Origin of the sequence: Gordonia alkaliphila, assembly GCF_023017165.1 — a bacterium.
In the GTDB taxonomy this organism is placed as follows: domain Bacteria; phylum Actinomycetota; class Actinomycetes; order Mycobacteriales; family Mycobacteriaceae; genus Gordonia; species Gordonia alkaliphila.
Genome location: NZ_JALKBW010000001.1, coordinates 974,088 through 997,091 on the forward strand (window position 1 = coordinate 974,088; position 23,004 = coordinate 997,091).

Sequence of the window (23,004 nt, forward strand, 5' to 3'; positions counted from 1 at the left end):
AGTCGTTACCTCCGAACGTGGTTTCCGGAGCGATTTCATCACTTTGGACGACAAACGTCCCAGAAATGGGGTCACCGCAGGTGGGGGCCCAAAACGGGGGTACCGTCACCGGTCCGAACGGGAGGCACGAGGCGGGTATTTCCGGGCCCGGGGTTCCCCGGCAGGGTTAGGTAAGGATAGGCTATTGTATGCATACCTATCCTTCCTATCTAGGAGCGTCGCCATGCCGGAGACCCCCGTCGATCTACCCCTCGCCGCACGCAAAGACGAAGACCTGCCCGGCCACTGGCTGCTGGCCCGGATGGGCAAGCGCGTCCTCCGCCCGGGCGGCCTGGAACTGACCCAGCAGATGCTCGACGACGCGGCCCTCGCCGGCGCCGACGTGGTGGAGCTCGCCCCGGGCCTGGGCAAGACCGCCACCGACATCCTCGCCGCCGGCCCGAAGAGCTACGTGGGCGTGGAAGCCGACCCGGCCGCCGTCGCTCTGACGCAGAAGGCCGTCGGTGACCGCGGCCGTCTCGTCGAGGCCGACGCCGCGAGCACCGGCCTGAGCGATGCCAGCAGCGACGTGGTGGTGGGCGAAGCCATGCTGACCATGCAGTCCGAGCGCGGCAAGGACGCCATCATCGGCGAAGCCTTCCGCGTCCTGCGCCCGGGCGGCCGCTACGCGATCCACGAACTCGCCCTCGAACCGGACAGCCTCGCCGACGAGCAGAAGACCGAGATCCGCCAGGCGCTCGCTCGCTCGATCAAGGTGAACGCCCGCCCGCTGACCGAGCAGGAATGGCGCGAGCGCCTCACCGCGTCCGGCTTCGAGATCGAACAGATCCGCTACGCGAAGATGGCCCTCCTCGAGCCGCGCCGCGTGATCGCCGACGAAGGCCCGCTTCGCACCCTGCGTATCGTCGGAAACGTGGTTCGCAATAGTGACGCGCGTCGCCGTATCCTGGGCATGCGCAGTGTGTTCCGCAAGTACCGCAAGGAGCTCGCCGCCATTGAGATCATCGCCCGAAAGCCGGTAAGCAATGAGTGAGACCACGAGCCCCGAGTCCGGAGTCGCCACCTGGCAGTTCCTGACTGGTCTGGCCGACCCGAATATCGCGGACACCGGCAGTCGTCCCAAGATCACCGTGGTCCGCCGCGGCGAGACCGAGACGCTCATCCGCCTGGCCTTCCTCGAGGGCCAGGCGATGACCGAGCACACCGCGGCGCACCCGATCGTGGTGCTCGGGCAGGCGGGCACCATCGATTTCACCGTCGACGGCGCCACCAGCGAACTGGTCCCCGGAACGGCGATCTGCGTCGAGAAGCGTGTGCCGCACGAGCTGCACGCGCGCACCGATGCGACGGCGACCCTGATCGTGGTGCACGGCCGATGAGTCCTCGCCAGCGCGACCGCGTCCGCTCCCTCGTCGCCGACTCCGAAGCCCCGATCGACGCGCAGACCGTCGCCGCCGAGCTGTCGGTGCACGTCACCACGGCCCGCTTCCACCTGAACAACCTGGTGGAGGAGGGCTCGGCGATCGCGATCAACCTGCCGCCGATCGGCGTCGGTCGGCCGCGCGTGGGCTACCGGCTGGTCGTCGCACCACCGGTCGACGACTTGATGCTCATGCTGGTCGCTCGCCTCGGCGAGACTCCGGAGCAACGGGAGGAGTTGGCCGCGGAGGTGGGCCGCGCGTGGGCCACCAAGCACCTGCCGTCCGTCGACATCGACGCCGAGCTGGTGCCCGACCCAGTGGTCCTCGCCGAGACGATCCTCACCCGACTCGGCTTCCGCATCACCGACGTGGTCAGCGCGTTCGGTCAGCACGAGATCTCGCTGTGCGGCTGCCCACTGGAGAAGATCGAGCACGAGCTGCCCGAGGTGGCCCGCGGCGTGGTCCGCGGCCTGCTGGAGGCCGCCCTCACCGCCGGTTCGCCGGCGCTTGCCGCGCAGTACGCCGTGACGGTCCGACCGGCCCCCGGCGGCGAATGCGAACTGCGTCTGAGTCTGGCCCAGGTCGCCGACAGCACCGCCTGCTAAGCACTTACTCCGAACACTGCACACCCGGCGCCGCCCGCGCCGAATACCCGCTGACGCACACCCACTCTCGTGAGAGTTAGGATTGCCTCAGCTAAATAGCTCGCACGACCCACCGCACCGCCGAACCCCAGGAGCACTCATGAACCGTCATCCCCGCCTGCGCACTCGCGCCCTGCCCGTGGCGGCCCTCGCCGTCGCCGGCCTCGCCCTCGCCGCCCCGGCTGCGCAGGCCCTGCCCGCCGACTTCACCGTCACCGACGACAACCCGACCGTGCAGCAGCTGGACGAGATCGTCGAGTTCCTGGTGGCCACCGACGCCTCCGACGAGGCCAAGGCCCGCAACCTGGAAGGCGGCATGGACGCGGTCGTCGTGCCCAAGACCGTCTACCAGCTCGGCCTGTTCCGCGCCCCGCGCGGCGACAGCGACATCACCGAGATCGTCGGCCGCCAGGGCGACACCATCTCGGCCACCCTGCAGGCCAGCTCGGCGGGCCGCCCGTCGATCAACATGACCATCTCGTTCATCAAGGCCGACGGCAACTGGCGCCTGGCGAACAACTCGCTGTGCGAGGGCGTCAAGACCGTGGGCCTCAACGTCTACTGCAACGCCTGACCGGCCGTGGCCCGCATCGAGGTCCGTGACCTGCAGGTGAACCTCGGCGGGCGCACGGTGCTGCAGCACGTCGACCTGTCGGTGGCCGACGGCGAACTGGTCTACCTGCTCGGCCGCAACGGCGCGGGCAAGTCGACACTGCTGCGCACGCTGTGCGGCATGGTGCCGCCGGCCGGCGGCTCCGTGGCTATCGACGGCCCGGTCGGCATGCACTTGGGCACCGACACCGTGCACCCCGGTCACACCGCACGACGGCACCTGCGCTGGTTCGCCGCCGCGTCCGGCGTGCGCGCCGATCGGGTCGACGAGGTACTGGCCCGCACCGGCGTGGACGCCTACGGCGACCGGCGGATCGGCAGCTACTCGCTCGGCATGCGCCAGCGGCTCGGCATCGCGACCGCGCTGCTGCCGGACGCCGACGCCCTGGTGTTCGACGAACCGCTCAACGGGCTCGACGTGGAGGGCATCGCCTGGCTGCGGGAGCTCCTGACCGACCTCGCCCGCGACGGCCGCGCGGTGGTGGTGGCCTCGCACCTGCTCTCCGAGGTGGAGCGCACCGCCGACCGCATCGCCGTGGTGGACCGGCGGACCGCGACCCCCGCCGTACCGCTCGCCGAGTTCCTCGGCACGCACCCGGACCTCGAGTCGGCCTACCTGGCGGCCGTGTCCCCCGGGGTCGCCGCGTGATCGCCGCGGTGCGCCGCGGGGTCGCCGCCGAAGCAGTCCGCACCGGTGGTCTGCGCAGCGTTCTGCTCCTCGGCGCCGTGCCCGCCGGCGTGCTGCTGCCGCTGCTGATCACGGCGGTGATCGCCTACGTCGCCGAACGCATCGCCGGCCTGGACAGCAGCCGCATCTCGGTGAGCGCGGCTACCACGTCGAACTCGGTCTACTGGATCATCACCTTCACCGTGGTGGTCGGCGCACTGGTCGCCGCCTACGCGCAGGCGACCAGCATGCGCGGGGCGGCCGGTGACGTCGACCGCTACCTGTACCGCCGATCGTGGACCTCCCCGCTCGCTCGCTGGCTCTTCTACGGACTGGTCACCGCCGCGGCGTGCGCGGTGCTGGTCGCCGCGGTGATGGCGGTGCTGCCGGCGGTGTTCCCGCTGGTCTACAGCGACGTCGACCTCTTCTCCGCCACCGGCCTCCGCTTCCTGATCACCGTGCCGATCTACGCCTTCTTCGCCTGCGGCCTCGGCGTGGGCCTGGCCGGATTGATCGGCCATCCGGCCGGTGCCCTCGCGGCACTGCTGGCGTGGGTCTTCGTGATGGAAGAGGCCGTGATCTTCGCGCCGAACGGCACCAGGATTCAGGCGTTCATGCCGTTCCTGAACGGCGTGTGGGGCACCGGCCAGGACCTGGTGATCAGTCCCCCGTGGGGCGTGAACGGGGCACTGGCGTGGTTCGCCGGAATCTGCGCCGCCGTGTTCGGGCTGGGCCTCGCCGCCGTCGCCGCACGACGACGCCCGGGCCGCGCCGCCGCCGAACAGCCCGCCTAGAAGTTCCGATAGTCGCGGGGCGCGAGCCGCGGCCCTCGCCGCGGGGCGGTCCGCCCGTACAGTTCGCACATCCGGATCACCCGGTAGCGGTGGCCGACGTACGGCTCGAGCAGTTCGGCCATCCCGGCGTCGTCCACCGGGCGCCCGATCAACGTCTGCCCCACCATCGACGGCAGGTGACAGTCGCCGAAGGGCACGGCGTCCGCATCGCCCACCGCACGACTGCGCGTCAACGCCGCCGTCCACTCGCCGATCCCCCGCAGCGCGGTCAGCACATCGGCCTTGGCCTCGACGTCGACCACCGACGCGTTCCGAATGGTCCGCATCCGCACCGGCTCCAGGCCGCTCCGATGCCAGTGCGCCTCGGTGATCTCCCGCCACACGTGCTGCGGCGGCGGCACCCGCAGCTCGACGGGACCGGGCGCGGGCTCGCCGTACTGCAGCAGCAGATACCGCCACGCGCGCAGTGCCTCGGAGACCACCACCTTCTGCTCCATGATCACCGGCACCAGGGCTTCCCACACGCGGTCGCTGCGGCCGATGCGCAGTCCGCGGGCGCGGGCCGCGAGCTGCGCCAGCACCGGGGTGTCGATCGGCAACGAGTCCGGATCATCCTGTGCCCCCAGCGAATCCGGAAACCGGTCGAGCAGCCACCCCGCACCCGGCCCCCAGGCCCGGGCCACGATCTCACCGGCCTCGGCGACGACGGTGATGGTGCCCGGACCGTCCGGCGTGCAACTGGCCCGCCACACCGAACCGTTCGGCGCCGTGCGGTAGGCGGGGTCCCGACCGCCGTGCCGGTGCACCGAGAGGATTGCGCCCACGTCGAGCCGAACCGATGTCGCCCAACGTCGCTCCACGTCGGCGAGTATAGGCACCCGCAGTGTCGGCGGCCGCGCGGGCAGCGGAGGCATCGTGTGCCGCGGAACCGCCTCGATGCGCCGACTTCCACGCCGTTTGCGTCGTCACCGGGCGCGGGCCGATTCGATTGCGATAGCGTCAAACCGGAAAAGCGATTCTCTCTCCCCCGAGGACTGCCAAGGCAATGACAGAAACCAACGCACCCATCGGTATCATCGATTCCGGTGTCGGCGGACTGACGACGGCGGCGCAGCTGTCACTCCTGCTTCCGGGCGAGAACATCATCTATTGCGGAGACAACGCCAACGCTCCGTACGGCAACCGCAGCGGCGAAGAGATCGTCGAACTGACCACCCGAATGCTCGACTTCTTGGAGGCCCGGGGCGTGAAGATGGTGGCCGTCGCCTGCAATACGATTTCGGCGACCTTCGACAGTCCCGAACTGGGCGGATACGAGAAGAACTACGACTTTCCGGTCCTGTCGATCATTCGGGCGGCCGCCGCCGACGTCGCGCACCTGAAATACGAGAAGGTGGGCGTGATCGCCACCGCATTCACCGTGGCCTCCGGCTGCTACGACCGGCTGATCGATCGCCTCGACCCGGCCATCGAGGTCTACGGGGAGCCGAGCAAGAACCTCGCCGCACTCATCGAAAAGGGCGACCTGGCCGACCCTGCGATCGACCACGAGGTCGGCATGCACGTCGACACGTTGATGGGCGCACACCCCGGCGTTCGCGACATCGTGCTCGGCTGCACCCACTACCCCATCGTCATCGACGTCTTCCGCAAGAAGGCTCCGCACGTGGCGTTCATCAATCCCGCGCGCGACCAGGCCCGCCAGGTGCGGCTGGAATTGAGCAAGAGCGGACTGCTGCATCATGGCAAGCACGACGCGGTCGGGTCGATGGACATCTACACCAGCGGCACCCGATCGGTATTCGAGACCATCCTGTCCGAATCGGCAGATCTCGCGCGACTACTCGTTCGAGGTCGTCGATTTCCACCGAACGACCGCCGATAGCTCGCCCCACCCTCCCCGCCCCTTTCCCTTTTCCCTTTCCGAGGAGACGAATACAGCAATGTGCACGCGCGTACTCTGGCCCGACGCCAACGGATCGGTCATCGTCGGCCGAAACATGGATTTCCATCAGGACCTGCACACCAACCTCTGGAAGCTCCCGCGCGGTATCAAGCGCGATGACCGCGTCGACGGCAAGCTCACCTGGACCGCGAAGTACGGCAGCGTGATCGCCGGCGTCTACGACATCCTCTCCACCGACGGCCTCAACGAGAAGGGCCTCGCCGGGCACATCCTGTGGCTGGCCGAATCGGAGTACGGCACCGTCGACGAGTCGCGTCCCGCGCTCGCCATGTCGGTGTGGCTGCAGTACTACCTGGACAATTTCGCGACCGTCGGCGAGGCCGTGGCCTGGTCGGAGAAGCATCAGCCGCAGGTGGTGCCGATGGCCGACCCGACCGGCAAGAGCAGCCCGGCGCTGCACCTGGCGCTCGACGATGCCAGCGGCGACTCGGCCGTCTTCGAGTACGTCGACGGCGAGCTGAAGATCTACCACAGCCGCGACTACCTGGTGATGACCAATTCGCCCACCTACGACCAGCAGCTGGAACTGGTGAAGAAGTACGAGGGCCTGGGCGGCAGCGACCCGCTGCCCGGCACCTGCCTGGCCGCCGACCGGTTCGCCCGCGCGCTGTACTACATCAGCGATCAGCCGACGCCCACCTCGCAGGTGCAGGCGATGGCCGCGATGCGCAGCATCCTCGCCAACGCCGCGCAGCCCTTCCGCAACCCGGAGCCGGGCAAGCCGGATGCCTCGCAGACCCTCTGGCAGGTCGTCATCGACCTGACCAACCTCCGGTACGCCTTCGAATCGACCACCCAGCCGAACCTGGTGTGGGTGGATCTCAAGGACCTGGACTTCTCCGAGGGCTCCGGCGAGACCAAGCTCGACCTGCTCAGCGACCTCGCGCTCGAAGGCGGCATCGCCGGCGAGGTGCACAAGCAGTTCCGCAAGCACCACAGGTTCCACATCGTCTCGATCGAGCAGGCCAAACTGATCGGCGAGGTGGTCGCCAAGGCACTCGGGCAGGTCGACAAGGCCAAGAGCGCCGAAGCCGAGGTGCAGAAGGTGCAGGCGCTGGTGCAGAAGGAACTCACCCACTTCGTCGACGCCGAATAGTCGGCGCGAACGACGGCGCATCGTCCTGATCGGGGGGTCGATCACGGACTCCGCGGCGCCGCGGGAGCTCTCCCGCGGCGCCGCGTCCGGCGCCGCATCCGGCAGGACTCGAACGTGTGCCACCGGTACACCGATCGTTGCCATACCTAGTCCGAATCGCACGAACGGTGGTCCGCACGGGTAATGGTGGGAACAGCGAGGCGCGGGTCGATCGCTTCCCGTGCGCCCCCACCACCACGGAGGACACCCGTACATGGCAGACGATTCCCTCGGGCCGACGACTGTCGAGCCCGACGAACTGCTGACCCTCGTCGCTCACGTCAGCGAGGCCTTGAATCGGTCGTCGTACCCGGTCCCGTTGACCAACGCGGTGATTCACGACATCTGCCGCGCCTACCACGGCGCGATCGAAACCGAAGTCTTCGCGACGTACATCATCGCGATCGACAAGAAGACCGGCCAGGTGACCGCGGCCAACACCGGCGCCATGTATCGATTCGATCAGATCGCCGACACCGAGGCCCTCGTCGACCGACTGCGGGTCGGCGATGTTCCCATCCCCGAGGCGCTGGCCGGGCTCGCGGCCATCGCCGACTCCACCGCGCCGGTGAACTTCTGGCTGCGACTCCTGGGCTACCTGATGATGGCGCTGGGTTTCGCGTTCTGCTTTCAAATGAGCTTCGCGGCCTCACTCGCCGCCGTCACCGTCTCGCTGCCGATCGCGGCCATCTCCATGTGGAGCAGCATCAAAGGAACCCTTGCGGCGCTGATGCCGGTGCTGCTGACCTTCCTCGCCGCGCTGGCCATCACTCTGTGGGCGGTACACGGCGGACTGGAGGACTCCGCACGGCTCGCCGTGATTCCCGTGGTGACGCTGATCCCCGGCGCCGCACTGGCGACGTCGCTCATCGAGTTGACCTCCGGCGACATGATCGCCGGAGCCACCCGGTTGATCTCAGCGCTGGTGGTGCTGGCGTCGATGGCGTTCGGGCTGGCATTGGCCATCGACATCGTGGGTATCAGTTCCAGCCAGTTGCAGGACCTGCCCACCGACAAGGCCCCGGCCTGGGTACTGTTGCTGGCCGCCCCGACCTTCGGAATCGGCAGCTTTCTGTACTTCTCCACCCCCAAACGCCTGTGGGGGTGGGCCATCGCCTTCATCATCGCCACGTTCTGGCTGAACCGCCTGCTCGAATTGTGGATGCTGCCCGCCTTCGCCGGCGGACTCGCACTCGGGGTCGCACTGTTGACCGCGTGGGCCATCAATGCGCACACCCGATCCCGGCCCAGTTCATTGGTGATGTTCATGCCGACGTTCTGGCTGATGGTGCCCGGCTCTATGGGCTTCGTCGCCGTCAGCGGCGCCATCACCTCGGACCGGGCGCTCGGCGATCTCGGCACCAATGCCGCACTGTCGTTGCTCAGCATGGCGATCTGCATGATGATCGCCGCGGTGCTCGCCCCGTTGGTCACCCGACGGCCGCACGCACTCGACAGATCCGTCCTGCTCACCGCCGCACGGACGCACCTTCGACACCGGGACCGCGACTGAGTCGTCCGCACCCCTGATCAGCGAACGGCCCGGCCTCCACAGGGAAGGACCGGGCCGTTCGCGGACTCGTGTGCGCGATCTACAGGTTGATCATGTGCCCGACGGCGCCGTGGAAGGTCTCCTGCAGCGCCTCGCTCATGGTCGGGTGGGTGTGGACGTTGCGCGCCAGTTCCTTGGCGGTCAGGTCCCACTTCTGCGCGAGGGTCATCTCCGGCAGCATCTCCGAGACGTTGTCGCCGACGAGGTGGCCGCCGAGCAGTTCGTCCGTGTCGGCGTTGGTGACCAGCTTCGCGAAGCCCGCGGAGGCGGCCAGGCCCTGGGCCTTGCCGTTGGCCGAGAACGGGAACTTGGTGACCGTGACGTTGTAGCCCTCGTCCTTGGCCTGTGCCTCGGTGAGCCCGAAGGAGGCCACCTGCGGCTGGCAGAAGGTGGCGCGCGGCATCATCCGGTAGTCGCCCAGGGTCATGGTCTCCGCGCCGGCCATGGTCTCGGCGGCCACGATGCCCTGCGCCTCGGCGACGTGGGCCAGCATCAGCTTCGCGGTGACGTCGCCGATGGCGTAGATACCGGGCACGTTGGTGCGCATGTGGTCGTCGATCGCGATGGCGCCGCGATCGGTGAGTTCCACGCCGGTGGTCTCCAGGCCGAAGCCCTCGGTGCGCGGGGCGAAGCCGACCGACATGAGGACCTTGTCGACGGTCACGCTGGCCGCGGCGCCCTTGGCGTCGGTGTAGCTGACCACGACCTGCGAGCCCTGGTCGTCGACCGACTGCACGGCGGTGCCGGTGAGGATCTTGACGCCCAGCTTCTTGTAGGCCTTCGCGATCTCCTTGGAGACGTCCGCGTCCTCGTTCGGCAGCACGCGCGGCAGGTACTCGATGATGGTGACGTCGACGCCGTAGTTGGCCAGGACGTAGCCGAACTCCATGCCGATGGCGCCGGCGCCGACGATGACGATGGAGCCGGGCAGGTCGCGGGTGAGGATCTGCTCCTCATAGGTCACGACGTTCTCCGACAGCTCCACGCCGGGCAGCAGGCGGACCTGCGAGCCGGTGTCGATGATGACGTTGTCGAAGGTGATCACGCGGTCGCCGACCCGGATGGTCTTCGCATCGGTGAAGACGCCGTAACCGTCGATCTCGGTGATCGCGTTCTTCTTCATCAGGAAGTGGACGCCCTTGACGATGCCGTCGGACACCTTGCGGCTCCGGTCGAAGGCGACGCCGAAGTCGAAGCTCACCTCACCGGACATGCCGAAGGTCTTCGCTTCGTGGTTGAAGACGTGCGCCAGTTCCGCATTGCGCAGCAGCGCTTTGGACGGGATACAGCCGACGTTGAGACAGACACCTCCCCACCACTTCTCCTCGATGACGGCGGTCTTCATGCCGAGCTGGGCGGACCGGATCGCGGCCACGTACCCACCAGGACCTGCTCCAAGGACGACGGTGTCGAAGTGTTCAGTCACGGCTTCAACCCTAGCCTCCGGGGCGGTCGCCGCGCAGGTCGCTATGCGGCCACATTCGATCAAAGAACGTCCGTTCGACGACCCCATGTCCGATTCGCGGATATCGCCGGTCCTGCCAGGTCATCGCGGCAGTTCCCGTGCGTGTCCAGAGGAGCCCACGAGGCGAAAGTGTTTGCTCCGCGCCGGTCCGGGGTACAGCTCTATGTGTAGTCCGTTCGGGGGAAGGACGCCGTCACCCCGAGCAGTCCGCCTGCCCGCGACGGCTGAAGGAACGGAGCGACGAGATGACGCCGGAGACGACCCGCGACCTGCCGAGTCTGCCGAAGGACTTAGCTGCGCCCTCCCCGAAAGTGATCCGCAAAGCGATCACGGCGTCGGCCATCGGCAACGCCACCGAGTGGTACGACTACGGCGTCTACGCCGCCACGATCACCTATCTGACGCAGGCCTTCTTCCCCGGCGCCATGGGCACGCTCGGCGTGATGCTGGGCTTCGCCGTGTCGTTCGTGTTACGCCCCCTCGGCGGATTCGTCTGGGGCCCGATCGGCGACCGCGTGGGCCGCAAACACGTCCTGGCCCTCACCATCCTGTTGATCTCGGTGTCCACCGCCCTCATCGGCGCGCTGCCGACGCACGCGGTGGCCGGCGTGTGGGCGCCGATCCTGCTGATCGCGCTGCGCGTGGTGCAGGGCTTCTCCACCGGCGGCGAGTACGGCGGCGCCGCGACGTTCATGGCCGAGTACTCGCCGGACGACAAGCGCGGACGGTACGGCAGCTTCCTGGAGTTCGGCACGCTCGCCGGCTTCGCGTCGGGCACCGCGCTGGTGCTGCTGCTGAACCTCGGTCTGTCCGACGACCAGATGGCGACCTGGGGCTGGCGCCTGCCGTTCCTGCTCGCCCTGCCGCTCGGCCTGGTGGGCCTGTACCTGCGCTCGCAGCTGGAGGACTCCCCGGTCTTCACCGAGCTCGAGGAACACGGGTCCGAGGCGGTCGACGTCCCGATGTGGACCAAGCTCCGCCAGACGGTCGTCGACTACTGGCAGCCGATCCTGATCATGTTCGGCATGGTGGTGGCGCTGAACGTGGCCAACTACACGCTGCTGGCCTTCCAGCCCGAGTACTTGAAGAACACCATCGGACTGTCCGAGGACGACGGCTCCACCGTGGTCCTCGTCGGCCAGGTCGCCATGATGTGCCTGATCCCGCTGTTCGGCCGCTGGTCCGACCGCACCGGCCGCAAGCCGATGTGGTGGGTGTCGTTGATCGGCCTGTTCGCGCTGTCGTTGCCGATGTACTGGCTGATGGGCCAGGGCTTCGGCTGGGCGATCATCGGCTTCGTGGTGCTCGGCGTGCTGTACCTCCCGCAGCTCGCCACCATCTCGGCGACGTTCCCGGCCATGTTTCCCACGCACGTGCGCTACGCCGGGTTCGCGATCTCGTACAACCTCTCCACCGCCCTCTTCGGCGGCACCGCACCGCTGGTCAACGAGGCCGTGGTGAGCGCCACCGGGTGGAACCTCTTCCCCGCCGTCTACCTGATGGGCGCCTGCGCGATCGGCATGGTGGCGCTGGCCTTCCTGCGCGAGACCGCCGGCTGCTCGCTGCGCGGCACCGAGGTCCCCGGGCAGGCGATGGACCAGACCGAGCCGGTCGCACCCTCCCGCCAGGCGATTTCAATCAGTGATTGAAACGTTGTGAGTTTTCGTGTTTGAATTACCGGCATGGCCGAGAGCATCTCCCGCGCGAGCACGCGCGAACGGCTCCTCGACGCCGCGGAGGAACTGCTGCTGCAGTACGACTACGACGCGGTGTCCGTCCGGAGCATCTGCGCGCACTCGCAGGCCAATCCGGCCGCGGTGCACTATCACTTCGGATCCAAAGAACAGCTCGTCGCCGCACTCCTCGAGACCCGGCTCGCGCCGGTGTGGGCCGCCGGCCTCGACCGGATCGACCAGCAGCCGGCGACGGTGACCGCACTGGTCGACGCCCTCTGGGCACCGATGGACGAGCTGCTCGCCGACCCGGTGGGCACCCTGCGCCTGTCGTTGCTGGCGCGCTTCGTGCTGAGCCACCCGAACGTGCGGTGGCAGAGCACCTGGTTCGACCTCACCGCGTGGGTGCGGGCCCTGCAGCGCGCCCGCCCGGAGCTCGACGAGACGACGGCCCGCTACCGCTGCCGCTTCGCATTCTCCGCCCTGCTGACCCAGGTCGGCGGCGGTCACCCGCTACCCCCGGCGGCCGCCGCCGCACTGCGGGCCTTCCTGGTCGCCGGTCTCGCCGGCACGCCCGCCACCTAGTTCTTCCGCATCGACAGCCCGTCCACCGTTTCGTCTACAGCCCAAGGACACATCACCTCATGACCACCACCCCGCCGATCGATCCGTTCGCGCCGGCCACCCTCGGCCCGCTGCAGCTGCGCAACCGCCTCATCAAGTGCGCCACCTTCGAGGGCATGACGCCGGACGCCGTCGTCACCGACGAACTGATCGAGTTCCACCGCGAGCACGCCGCCGGCGGCGTCGCGATCAGCACCGTCGCCTACTGCGCCATCTCCCCGGAGGGCCGCACCGACCGTCACCAGATCTGGATGCGCCCGGAAGCGGTGCACGGCCTGCGTCGCCTCACCGACGCGATCCACGGTGAGGGCGCGCTCGCCGCGGCCCAGCTCGGGCACGCCGGCGCGGTGGCCAACTCGGTGTCCAACGGCGCGAAGGCGTTGGGCCCCACCGCGATTCCCGCACCGATGGGCATGTCGCTGACGAAGAAGGTCACCGTCGACGAGATGCCCGCGCTGCTGGAGAAGTTCGCCACCGCCGCCAAGATCGCCGTCGACTCCGGCTTCGACGCCCTCGAGATCCACTGCGGCCACAACTACCTGATCAGCTCGTTCCTGTCACCGCTGCTGAACCACCGCCGCGACCAGTACGGCGGCTCCCTGGTGAACCGCGCCCGCCTGGCCCGCGAGGTGCTGGAGACCGTGCGCAACGCCGTCGGTTCCGACGTGGCCGTCTGGGCCAAGCTCAACATGTACGACGGTGTCGGCAAGCCCGGCCCTGGGCGCGGCCCCAAGCCGTGGCGCGGTTTCAACGTCGACGAGGCCTGCGAGACGGCCCGCCTGTTCGAGTCCGACGGCTTCCTCGACGCCATCGAGCCGACCGCGGGCAGCTCGCTGCTGAACCCGATGTACCTGTTCCACGGTGATGCGCCGCGCGCCGAGTTCGCCGACGCCTTCCAGGGCGCGATGCGCACCGGCCTCAAGGTCGGCGGCCCGGTGTTCCTCAAGGCCTACCCGTACCACGACGCCTACCTCCTGCCGCTGGCCAAGGAACTGCGCGCGGCGGTCAAGCTGCCGGTGATCCTGCTGGGCGGCATCACCGACCGCGAGAGCATGGACCTGGCGATGCGCGAGGGCTTCGACTTCGTCGCGATGGGCCGCGCGCTGCTGCGCGAGCCCGACCTGCCGACCCGCATCGAGGCCGATCCGACCACGCAGTCGCGGTGCGTGCACTGCAACCTGTGCATGCCGACCATCTACTCGAGCACCCGCTGCCCGATCCGCACCGGCGAGGTCCCCGACCCGCTGGCCTGACGACCGCCGTCGCCGGTGACCGATAGCCTGGCTCCATGGCTACCGATCCGTATCTCTGGCTGGAAGACGTCACCGGCGACGAGGCCCTCGAATGGGTGCGCGCGCACAACGAACCGACCGTCGCGGACCTGACGTCGTCGGCCCGGTTCGAGGAACTGCGCTCCGGCGCCCTCGAGGTGCTCGACACCGACGACAAGATCCCCTACGTCCGACGTCGCGGCGAGTTCCTCTACAACTTCTGGCGCGATGCTGGCAATCCCAAGGGCGTGTGGCGGCGGACCACCCTGGAGTCGTACCGCACCGACAGCCCCGAGTGGGACGTGCTGATCGACGTCGACGCGCTCGCCGCGGCCGAGGACGAGAACTGGGTGTGGGCCGGCGTGGCGCTGCGCTACCCCGAGTACGACCGCGGCCTGGTGTCGCTGTCCCGCGGCGGCGCCGACGCCTCCGTGGTCCGCGAATTCGATGTGGCGCAACGGGATTGGGTCGCACCGGAGGACGGCGGCTTCACCCTGCCCGAAGCCAAGTCGGACATCGGCTGGATCGACGCCGACACCGTGTACGTCGGCACCGACTTCGCCGAGACCGAGGACGGCGAGCCCGCCCTCACCACGTCGGGCTACCCGCGCACCGCCCGCCGCTGGGCGCGGGGCACCGCGCTGGCCGACGCCCCGACGGTGTTCGCCGGCGAGGTGACCGACGTGGCGGCCGGAGCGTCGTACGACCACACCCCCGGCTACGAGCGGCACTACGTGTCCCGCTCCACCGACTTCTTCAACTCGCTCAACTACCAGCTGGTCGACGGCGAGCCGGTCCTCATCGACGTGCCCACCGACGCCCACTTCTCGGTGCGGCACGACTACCTGATGGTGATGCCGCGGTCGGACTGGGAGGTGAACGGCGTGCTCCGCCCGGCCGGTTCGCTGCTGGTCTTCGACTACCCGGCCTACCTCGCCGGCGAGCGCGCCCACACCGCGCTGTTCCTGCCGGATGCGCACACCAGCCTGCAGGACTACTCGTACACGCAGTCGCGCCTGGTGTTGGTGACGCTGCACGACGTCGCCACCCGGGTGGACGTGCGCACCCTCGGCGACTGGGAGCCCGCACCCATCACCGGCCTGCCGGAGCTGGCTACGCTCTCGGTGATCGGCACCGACGCCGACCACAGCGACGAGATCTGGTTCAGCGCAAGCTCTTTCACGCAGAGCCCGAGCCTGCTCCTCGGTGACGCGACCAGCGGCGTGCGCGTCCTGAAGTCGACACCGGAGTTCTTCGACGCCGACGGCGTCACCGCCCACCAGTTCTTCGCGACGTCGGACGACGGCACCGCCGTCCCGTACTTCGTGGTGAAGCGGGACGACGTCGCCACCGGCCCGACCCTGCTGTACGGCTACGGTGGCTTCGAGAACTCGATGACGCCGGGCTACTCGGCGATCGCCGGACGCAGCTGGATCGCCCGCGGCGGCATCTACGTGATCGCCAACATCCGCGGCGGCGGCGAGTACGGCCCCACCTGGCACACGCAGGCGCAGAAGGCCGGTCGCCATCTGGTGTACGAGGACTTCGCCGCGGTGGCCCGCGACCTGGTGAGCCGCGGACTCACCACCACGGATCAGCTTGCGGCGCAGGGCGGTTCCAACGGCGGCCTGCTGATGGGCGTGATGGCGACGACCTATCCGGAACTGTTCGGCGCCCTGGTCTGCCAGGTGCCGCTGCTCGACATGCAGCGCTATCACCTGCTGCTGGCCGGCGCGTCGTGGATGGCCGAGTACGGCGACCCGGACGACCCCGACGAGTGGGCGTACCTCAGCAAGTACTCGCCGTACCAGCGTCTGAAGGCGGATGCGCAGTACCCGCAGCTGCTGATGACCACCTCGACCCGTGACGACCGCGTGCACCCCGGGCACGCGCGGAAGTTCGTGGCGCGGATGGAGGAGTACGGCCACCCGGTGCAGTACTACGAGAACATCGAAGGCGGACACGGCGGCGCGTCGGACAACGCGCAGGCGGCCTTCAAGTCGGCCCTCGCGTACGAATTCCTGTGGCGCACCGTGGGTGGCGCCGGCGCCTGACCGTCGACCCCGACCGCCCGCGTCGCACAGGCGGCGGTCCCACCCGTTCGCGGCAGTCCGCACCATAGGAGGCAGCCCCGGCGGCCTCCTATGGTGCGCACTGCCGCCCTTGGTGTCGGGGGCCGCCGGTGCGGGGGAGCTAGCGGCGGTTCAGGAAAAGTGCGGCGGCGGCGCCGACGACGGCCACCGCGAGACCCACCCCGGCAACGATCCACGAGGTGCTGGTCAGGCCGGCGAGCACGTCGTCGGCCACCGCCTCGACCGTCTTCTGGGTACTGAGGTCACCGGTGGAGCTGTCGGCCGCCTTGCTCCGCAGGTAGGCGGCCAGACCCGCGCCTGCTCCGCCGGCCAGGACCGCGCCGACGCCCAGCCAGGCCAGGACGGCCGCACGATTGCGGCCGAAGACCAGGGAGACCAGCGCCCCGAGGATGCCGACGATCACCGAGATCCACGCCGTCACCGTGAGCGCCGACCCGACGCCTTCCATCGAACCGGCGGTCAGCCGCGTCTGGTCGACAGGGACGGTGATCTTCCGGTCGATCTCGATCGGCACGGGCGCCTGCTCCAGCACCCGGTTGACCATCGGCGTCACGTCCAGTTCCATCTGGTGACGACTGGTCTCCGGCCCGGGCTGCGTGAACAGCCACCGGTGCTGCTGGCGCGCCACCTCGGTGAAGTCCGCGACGAACGCCGGACTCTGCGTGTACGACGTCGCCAGCGGCGCCACCGCCGCGCCCGCGAGCGGGATGTCGGTGGACTGCGCCACCTCCTCGGCGATCTTGGCGGCGAAGAACTCCTGCACCACCGGTTTACTCGCGGCCTCCGCGGCCGCGTCAGCGAAGCCGTCGGCCGAGACGACGTGCGAGGCCACCCACGTGCTGGGCACCGCGACGATCATGCCCGCCGCGGCGAGGACGAGGAACAGCCCGGTCAGGAGAGAACGCACGTGCGCCGATCACTCACCGATGGTGTCGCGAGCACGGGCCACGATCGCCGGGTCGGGCTCGCCGACCAGTTCGTGGTCCTTGCCGTCGTACTCGTGCAGGCTCAGCACATGGCGCATCGCGTTGAGGCGGGCGCGCTTCTTGTCGTTGCTCTTGACCACGGTCCACGGCGCCCAGTCGGTGTCGGTCTGGGCGAACATGTTCTCCTTGGCGTCGGTGTACGACGCCCAGCGGTCCAGCGACGCCAGGTCCATCGGCGACAGCTTCCACTGGCGGACCGGGTCGATCTGGCGGATCGCGAACCGGGTGCGCTGCTCCAGCGGGGTCACCGAGAACCAGAACTTCACCAGGTTGATGCCGTCGTCGACCAGCATCTTCTCGAAGGCCGGCGCCTGCTCCAGGAACTGGGTGTACTGGTCGGGCGTGCAGAAACTCATCACCCGCTCCACGCCTGCGCGGTTGTACCAGGAGCGGTCGAAGAAGACCATCTCACCGGCGGCGGGCAGGTGCTGCACGTAGCGCTGGAAGTACCATTCGGTGGCCTCGCGCTCGGTCGGCTTCTCCAGCGCGACGGTGCGCGCACCGCGGGGATTGAGGTGTTCGTTGAAGCGCTTGATGGTGCCGCCCTTGCCCGCGGCGTCCCGGCCCTCGAAGACCATCAGGTGGCGGATGCCGTTCTGCTTGGACCACTTCTGCAGCTTCAGCAGCTCCACCTGGAGGCGGCGCTTCTCCGACTCGTAGTGTCCGCGGTCCATCCGATCGTCGTACGGGTAGTCCTCACGCCAGGTGTCCACCACGTTGCGCTGCGGCAGCGTCAGCAGAATCGGGTCGTCGTCGTCATCGTCGACCACGATGAAACCACTGGTGTCGTGCAGATCGACGACGCTCTGCAGCGCCTTGCGACCGGAGACCTTGCTCAGGTCTTCACCGATTTCGAAGTTTTCGAGCGAGAGGTAATCATCCACGAGACCAGCGTATCGCGCGGACGCCCGCCCGTTCGCAGACAGGGCGGATAGCCGTCACGCATCACAATGCGCGATCGACGCGCAGAGACGCAGAAAGGGCGACGCCGCACCGGCGTCGCCCTTTCAACTCGAGAGATCTGTGGAGAGGTCAGGCCTTGGCGCGACGTTCGGATTCGGCGGTGAGGCCCTTCTTCGCGGTGTCGGCGGCAGCCTTCTGCCCCTTCTTCACCAGCAGTCCGGGAAGCTTGATCTTGAGGTCGATCGACAGATCGAAACGCACGTGGCAGGAGTCCGGCCCGGTGGCGGTGATCTTGTAGCTGCCGCTCTGCATGGCCAGCTGCGAGCTGTCGATCAGCTCCCACGCGCACAGGTCGTCGGCCCAGGTGTAGGCCAGTTCCTGGGTGTCGTTGATGCCGATCATGCCGACCGAGACCTTGACCCGATCCGGGGTGCCGTCCTCGTGGGTGCTGAGCACCTCGGCCGACTTGTGCGCACTGGACCAGTCCGGGAGCGAGGGAATGTCCTTGAGGACGTCGAGCACCACCGAAGCGGGTGCCTTGATATCGAATTCATTGGAAACAGAGACAGCCATGGAAAGAACCTACCCCGCGCTCTGGATCAGCCGACCAGGTATCGCTGACGCAACTGCTCCTGCGCCGCCGCGTCGATTCCGAGACCCTTGCTGAAGTAGGTGGCGACGTCGCCGTATTCGCTGTCCAACGACGCGAAAGCCGCGTCGAGATACGACTTCTGCACCCCGAGCACCGGGCGCAGCACCTCCGGGTCGCCGCCGGCCGCGGCAAACTTGTCGAACAGCGGCGCCAGCGACGGCAGCAGGCGATCGTTGGTGGCCAGGTAGTCGGTGTAGACGTCGTCGCGGTCGACGCCCATCAGGCTCAGGAAGCTCGCTGCGGCCCAGCCGGTGCGGTCCTTGCCGGTGGTGCAGTGGAACAGCGCCGGGCCGGAGTCCTCGCCGAGCAGCCCGAGGTAGAAGCGACGGTAGGCGGCGTTCGCGCTGTCCATGGTGAGGAAGTCCCGGTAGGTCTGCGCGATGTAGTCGCCGGCCTTGCCCTCCATCGAGGAGGTGAGCTCACCGAGGAGCGTCGGATCCTCGAGAACCTTGTCGAGGTTGCCGGGGATGGCCTGGGCGGCGTCGGCCAGCACGTCGAGCGGGACATCGGTGACGCCGGGCAGCGTCGGGTCGGGCAGCGCGGTCCGCTCGGCCGCCGAGCGCAGGTCGTAGATGGTGCGCAACGCCAGCGGCGCGAGCACGTCAGCGGCCGTCGTGATCACGCTGCGCAGATCGGTGGAGCGGTAGAGCCGCTGCGTCACCACGGTGCGACCGTCGTGCGCCGACCAGCCGCCGAGGTCGCGGAGATTCGGGAGAGCCGGAATGGGACTGGTCGCGGGCAGCGCGGAAACCTGGGTCATGGCGTCCATTATGCCGTGTTCGGTCCCGCCGCCGACGCCGTCGCGAACTGCGTCCGGTACAGCTCCGCGTACCGGCCGTCGGCGGCCAGCAGCGCCGCATGATCGCCGCGTTCGACGACGCGCCCGCCCTCGAGCACCACGATCTGATCGGCCGCCCGGATAGTGGACAGCCGGTGCGCGATCACCAACGACGTCCGGCCCACCAGCGCCTCGGACAGCGCTTCGGCGACCGCCGCCTCGGAAGTGGAGTCCAGGTGCGCGGTGGCCTCGTCGAGGATCACGACGGCCGGCTTGGCCAGCAGCATCCGCGCGATGGTGAGGCGCTGTCGTTCGCCGCCGGAGAGGCGGTACCCGCGCTCCCCGACCACGGTGTCGAGCTGGGCGGGCAGGTCCCGCACCAGGTCTTCCAGCCGGGCCCGGCGCAGCGCCGCCCACAGGTCGTCGTCGGTGGCCGTCGGATCGGCGAGCACCAGATTGGCCCGCACCGTGTCGTGGAACAGGTGCCCGTCCTGGGTCACCAGGCCCACCGTGCGATGCACCGATTCGGCGGTCAGATCCCGCACGTCGACGTCGTTGAGCAGGACGGCACCGGAGTCGACGTCGTACAGGCGGGTGGCCAGCGAGGCGATCGTCGACTTGCCCGCGCCGGAACTGCCGACGAGCGCCACCATGGAACCGGCCGGCACGTCGAGGTCGACGTCGTGCAGGATGGTCTCGCCGCCGCGGCTGTCGAGCTGGGCCACCTCCTCCAATGAGGCCAGCGAGACCTTGTCGGCGGACGGGTAGGCGAAGGTGACGTCGTCGAACCGCACGCTGACGCCGGACCCCGCGTGCGGCACCGCGCCGGCGCCGGGGCGGTCGGCGATGAGCGGTTCCAGGTCGAGCACCTCGAAGACGCGCTCGAAACTGACGAGTGCGCTCATCACTTCCACGCGGGCGTTGGCGAGCGCGGTGAGCGGCGCGTACATCCGGGTGAGCAGCAGGGCCAGCGAGACCACCGCGCCGGCGGACAGGTGCTGGTGCACGGCCAACCAGCCGCCGAGTCCGTAGACCAGCGCCAACGCCAGGGACGACACCAGGATGAGCGCGGTGAAGAAGTACGTCTGCAGCATGGCCTGGCGCACGCCGATGTCGCGCACGGCGTCGGCGCGCTCGGCGAACTCGGCCGACTCCGTGTCCGGGCGGCCGAACAGCTTCACCAGAGTGGCGCCGGGTGCGGAGAAGCGCTCGGTCATCTGCGTCGACATCCGCGCGTTGTAGTCGGCACCCTGCCGCGCGAGGATCGCCACCCGGCGCCCGATACGGCGGGCCGGCAGCACGAACAGCGGCAGCAGGATCAAGGCCAGGAGCGTGATCTGCCAGCTGAGCACGAACATGACGCCCAGGGTCAGCGCCAACGTCACCACGTTCGAGACCACGCCGGACAGGGTGTCGCTGAAGGCGCGCTGGGCGCCGATGACGTCGTTGTTGAGTCGGCTCACCAGAGCGCCGGTCCGGGTGCGGGTGAAGAACGCGACCGGCATGCGCTGCACGTGGTCGAAGACGGCGCGGCGCAGGTCGTAGATCAGGCCCTCACCGAGGTTCGACGAGAACCAGCGGGTGGCGATCCCCACCACCGCCTCGGCGAGCGCGATCACCGCGATGAGGACGGCCAGCACCACGATCTCGCGGCCTGCGTCCGGGCTGACCGAGTTGATCAGGTTCACCACCCGCCCGGCCAGCAGCGGGGTGATCACGGTCAGCACCGCGGTGACGATCGACAGCCCGAGGAACAGCAGGATGCGGCGCCGATGCGGGCGCGCGAAACCGGCGATCCGGCGCAGTGTGGCCCGTCGTTCGTGTTTTCCCGAGCGCTTCCCCGGGGTCCGCATCGACTTGTGCAGAACCTCCCACGCGACCGCATCCATGCTCATCGGTTCACCCTAGGCTTTCTTCTTTTCGCCGCCGCCGGCGTTGCCATCGTGTTCGGCGTGGTTCTTCGGTGCACGCCGAAGGCCGGCCACCCGTGCGGGTGACCGGCCTTCGTCAGACTGCGTGGTGCAGCGGGTTCTGATCAGATCAGAAGCCCATGCCGCCCATCTCGTCGCCACCCGGCATGGCCGGGGGGTTCTTCTCGGGCTTGTCGGCGACGACGGCCTCGGTGGTGAGGAACAGCGCCGCGATCGACGCAGCGTTCTGCAGCGCCGAGCGGGTGACCTTCACCGGGTCGTTGATGCCGGCCGCGAGGAGATCCTCGTACACGCCGGTGGCAGCATTGAGGCCGGTGCCCTTGTCCGCGTTGCGGATCCGGTCGGCGACGACGCCGGGCTCCAGGCCCGCGTTGATGGCGATCTGGCGAGCCGGGGCCGACAGCGCGGCAGCAACGATGCTGGCGCCGGTGGCCTCGTCACCCTCGAGGTCGAGACCCTCGATGGCGCCCTCGGACTGCAACAGAGCAGCGCCACCGCCGGCGACGATGCCCTCTTCGACGGCAGCCTTGGCGTTGCGCACGGCATCTTCGATGCGGTGCTTGCGCTCCTTGAGCTCCACCTCGGTGGCAGCGCCGGCCTTGATCACTGCAACGCCGCCGGCCAGCTTGGCCAGACGTTCCTGCAGCTTCTCGCGGTCGTAGTCGCTGTCGCTGTTCTCGATCTCGTTGCGGATCTGGGCCACGCGGCCGGCGATCTGCTCGTTGTCACCGGCGCCGTCGACGATGGTGGTCTCGTCCTTGGTGACGACCACCTTGCGAGCGGTACCGAGCGACTCGAGACCGGCGGTCTCCAGGCTCAGGCCGACCTCTTCGCTGATGACCTCGCCACCGGTGAGGATGGCGATGTCGGCCAGCATGGCCTTGCGGCGGTCGCCGAAGCCCGGGGCCTTGACGGCGACGGACTTGAAGGTGCCGCGCAGCTTGTTCACCACGAGGGTCGACAGGGCTTCGCCCTCGACGTCCTCGGCGATGATCAGCAGGGTCTTACCGGCCTGGATGACCTTCTCCAGCAGGGGAAGGAGATCCTTGACAGTCGAGATCTTGCCCGAGTAGGTCAGGATGTACGGATCTTCGAGGACGGTCTCCTGGCGGTCGACGTCGGTGACGAAGTAGCCGGAGATGTAGCCCTTGTCGAAGCGCATGCCCTCGGTGAGCTCGAGCTGCAGGCCGAAGGTGTTCGACTCCTCGACGGTGATGACACCCTCGTTGCCGACCTTGTCCATGGCCTCGGCGATCAGGTCGCCGATGCTCTGGTCGCCGGCGGAGATGCCTGCGGTCGAAGCGATCTGCTCCTTGGTCTCGACCTCCTTGGCGGAGTCGAGCAGCGACGCGGAGACGGCCTCGACGGCCTTCTCGATGCCGCGCTTGAGGCCCATCGGGTTGGAGCCGGCAGCAACGTTGCGCAGGCCCTCGCGGACCAGCGCCTGCGCCAGCACGGTGGCGGTGGTGGTGCCGTCGCCCGCGACGTCGTCGGTCTTCTTGGCGACTTCCTTGACCAGCTCAGCGCCGATCTTCTCGTAGGGGTCCTCCAGCTCGATCTCCTTGGCGATGGACACGCCATCGTTGGTGATCGTGGGGGCGCCCCACTTCTTCTCCAGGACGACGTTGCGACCCTTGGGTCCCAGCGTCACCTTGACGGTGTCAGCGAGGACGTTCAGACCCCGCTCGAGGCCGCGACGGGCCTCTTCATCGAAAGCAATCTGCTTGGCCATAGTTCAGTGATCCTCCGTGTGGGGGGCGACACTTGGTTCTCTGGCCGGACTCGGTGCCCGCGACGGACGACCGGGGTGTCTGTTGGACCGATCTCACCGTCCCGA

Annotated in this window: 21 protein-coding genes; 13 read left to right on the top strand and 8 right to left on the bottom strand. The window is 68.6% G+C overall.

Annotated elements, in window-relative coordinates; all coding sequences use genetic code 11:
- Nucleotides 1-223: 223 nt before the first annotated feature.
- From MUG78_RS04260 to MUG78_RS04285, 6 genes are all read left to right on the top strand, one after another.
- Nucleotides 224-1,033 carry a class I SAM-dependent methyltransferase gene (locus tag MUG78_RS04260; RefSeq protein ID WP_246992500.1) on the top strand — a complete coding sequence of 270 codons (810 nt, stop codon included), beginning with the start codon at nucleotides 224-226 and terminating at the stop codon, nucleotides 1,031-1,033.
- A complete protein-coding gene (locus MUG78_RS04265; RefSeq protein WP_246992502.1) occupies nucleotides 1,026-1,379 on the top strand; it encodes a cupin domain-containing protein in 354 nt (117 codons plus the stop codon). The genes MUG78_RS04260 and MUG78_RS04265 overlap by 8 nt, the downstream gene beginning before the upstream one ends.
- The gene (locus MUG78_RS04270; RefSeq protein ID WP_246992504.1) at nucleotides 1,376-2,026 is read left to right on the top strand and encodes a helix-turn-helix domain-containing protein; all 651 of its coding nucleotides are present in this window, start codon (nucleotides 1,376-1,378) and stop codon (nucleotides 2,024-2,026) included. Before MUG78_RS04265 ends, MUG78_RS04270 begins: the two co-directional genes overlap by 4 nt.
- Nucleotides 2,027-2,165: 139 nt before the next feature.
- The gene (locus tag MUG78_RS04275) at nucleotides 2,166-2,639 is read left to right on the top strand and encodes an MTB12 C-terminal domain-containing protein (RefSeq protein ID WP_246992506.1); all 474 of its coding nucleotides are present in this window, start codon (nucleotides 2,166-2,168) and stop codon (nucleotides 2,637-2,639) included.
- A gap of 6 nt (nucleotides 2,640-2,645) precedes the next feature.
- Nucleotides 2,646-3,326, top strand: a complete 681-nt coding sequence (locus MUG78_RS04280; protein ID WP_246992508.1) for an ATP-binding cassette domain-containing protein — start codon at nucleotides 2,646-2,648, stop codon at nucleotides 3,324-3,326.
- On the top strand, nucleotides 3,323-4,138 hold the full coding sequence (locus MUG78_RS04285; protein ID WP_246992510.1) for an ABC transporter permease: 816 nt from the start codon (nucleotides 3,323-3,325) through the stop codon (nucleotides 4,136-4,138). Before MUG78_RS04280 ends, MUG78_RS04285 begins: the two co-directional genes overlap by 4 nt.
- On the opposite strand, the gene MUG78_RS04290 is transcribed toward MUG78_RS04285, so the two are convergent.
- A complete protein-coding gene (locus tag MUG78_RS04290; RefSeq protein WP_372493117.1) occupies nucleotides 4,135-5,052 on the bottom strand; it encodes a DNA-3-methyladenine glycosylase family protein in 918 nt (305 codons plus the stop codon). The genes MUG78_RS04285 and MUG78_RS04290 overlap by 4 nt on opposite strands.
- Nucleotides 5,053-5,183: 131 nt before the next feature.
- On the opposite strand from MUG78_RS04290, the gene murI reads away from it, so the two are divergent.
- The 3 genes from murI (at nucleotide 5,184) to MUG78_RS04305 (ending at nucleotide 8,752) form a co-directional block, all read left to right on the top strand.
- Nucleotides 5,184-6,023, top strand: a complete 840-nt coding sequence (gene murI / locus MUG78_RS04295; protein ID WP_246992514.1) for a glutamate racemase — start codon at nucleotides 5,184-5,186, stop codon at nucleotides 6,021-6,023.
- 58 nt (nucleotides 6,024-6,081) lie between these two features.
- Entirely contained in the window at nucleotides 6,082-7,200 is a 1,119-nt protein-coding gene (locus MUG78_RS04300; protein ID WP_246992516.1) for a linear amide C-N hydrolase, read from the top strand.
- A 253-nt stretch (nucleotides 7,201-7,453) separates the two neighbouring features.
- A complete protein-coding gene (locus MUG78_RS04305; RefSeq protein ID WP_246992519.1) occupies nucleotides 7,454-8,752 on the top strand; it encodes a threonine/serine exporter family protein in 1,299 nt (432 codons plus the stop codon).
- Nucleotides 8,753-8,831: 79 nt separating this feature from the next.
- Here the strand turns inward: MUG78_RS04305 and lpdA are convergent, their stop codons facing one another.
- Entirely contained in the window at nucleotides 8,832-10,217 is a 1,386-nt protein-coding gene (lpdA, locus tag MUG78_RS04310; protein ID WP_246992521.1) for a dihydrolipoyl dehydrogenase, read from the bottom strand.
- A gap of 284 nt (nucleotides 10,218-10,501) precedes the next feature.
- On the opposite strand from lpdA, the gene MUG78_RS04315 reads away from it, so the two are divergent.
- From MUG78_RS04315 to MUG78_RS04330, 4 genes are read left to right on the top strand one after another with little or no spacing between them, the layout of a single operon-like run.
- A complete protein-coding gene (locus MUG78_RS04315) occupies nucleotides 10,502-11,905 on the top strand; it encodes an MFS transporter (RefSeq protein ID WP_246992523.1) in 1,404 nt (467 codons plus the stop codon).
- 33 nt (nucleotides 11,906-11,938) lie between these two features.
- Entirely contained in the window at nucleotides 11,939-12,514 is a 576-nt protein-coding gene (locus tag MUG78_RS04320) for a TetR/AcrR family transcriptional regulator (RefSeq protein ID WP_246992524.1), read from the top strand.
- Nucleotides 12,515-12,573: 59 nt separating this feature from the next.
- Nucleotides 12,574-13,806, top strand: a complete 1,233-nt coding sequence (locus MUG78_RS04325; RefSeq protein ID WP_246992526.1) for an oxidoreductase — start codon at nucleotides 12,574-12,576, stop codon at nucleotides 13,804-13,806.
- Between the two features lie 35 nt (nucleotides 13,807-13,841).
- Complete coding sequence (locus tag MUG78_RS04330) at nucleotides 13,842-15,878, top strand: prolyl oligopeptidase family serine peptidase (RefSeq protein WP_246992528.1); 2,037 nt, start codon at nucleotides 13,842-13,844, stop codon at nucleotides 15,876-15,878.
- A gap of 139 nt (nucleotides 15,879-16,017) precedes the next feature.
- Here the strand turns inward: MUG78_RS04330 and MUG78_RS04335 are convergent, their stop codons facing one another.
- From MUG78_RS04335 to groL, 6 genes are all read right to left on the bottom strand, one after another.
- Nucleotides 16,018-16,824 carry a hypothetical protein gene (locus MUG78_RS04335; RefSeq protein ID WP_246992530.1) on the bottom strand — a complete coding sequence of 269 codons (807 nt, stop codon included), beginning with the start codon at nucleotides 16,822-16,824 and terminating at the stop codon, nucleotides 16,018-16,020.
- Between the two features lie 9 nt (nucleotides 16,825-16,833).
- Complete coding sequence (ppk2, locus tag MUG78_RS04340; RefSeq protein WP_246992532.1) at nucleotides 16,834-17,787, bottom strand: polyphosphate kinase 2; 954 nt, start codon at nucleotides 17,785-17,787, stop codon at nucleotides 16,834-16,836.
- 148 nt (nucleotides 17,788-17,935) lie between these two features.
- On the bottom strand, nucleotides 17,936-18,379 hold the full coding sequence (locus MUG78_RS04345; protein ID WP_246992534.1) for an SRPBCC family protein: 444 nt from the start codon (nucleotides 18,377-18,379) through the stop codon (nucleotides 17,936-17,938).
- A 26-nt stretch (nucleotides 18,380-18,405) separates the two neighbouring features.
- Nucleotides 18,406-19,218, bottom strand: a complete 813-nt coding sequence (locus MUG78_RS04350; protein ID WP_246992536.1) for a tyrosine-protein phosphatase — start codon at nucleotides 19,216-19,218, stop codon at nucleotides 18,406-18,408.
- Between the two features lie 8 nt (nucleotides 19,219-19,226).
- On the bottom strand, nucleotides 19,227-21,131 hold the full coding sequence (locus MUG78_RS04355; protein ID WP_246992538.1) for an ABC transporter ATP-binding protein: 1,905 nt from the start codon (nucleotides 21,129-21,131) through the stop codon (nucleotides 19,227-19,229).
- A 145-nt stretch (nucleotides 21,132-21,276) separates the two neighbouring features.
- Nucleotides 21,277-22,899, bottom strand: coding sequence for a chaperonin GroEL (groL, locus tag MUG78_RS04360; protein ID WP_246992540.1), 1,623 nt, complete (start codon nucleotides 22,897-22,899; stop codon nucleotides 21,277-21,279).
- Nucleotides 22,900-23,004: the final 105 nt, after the last annotated feature.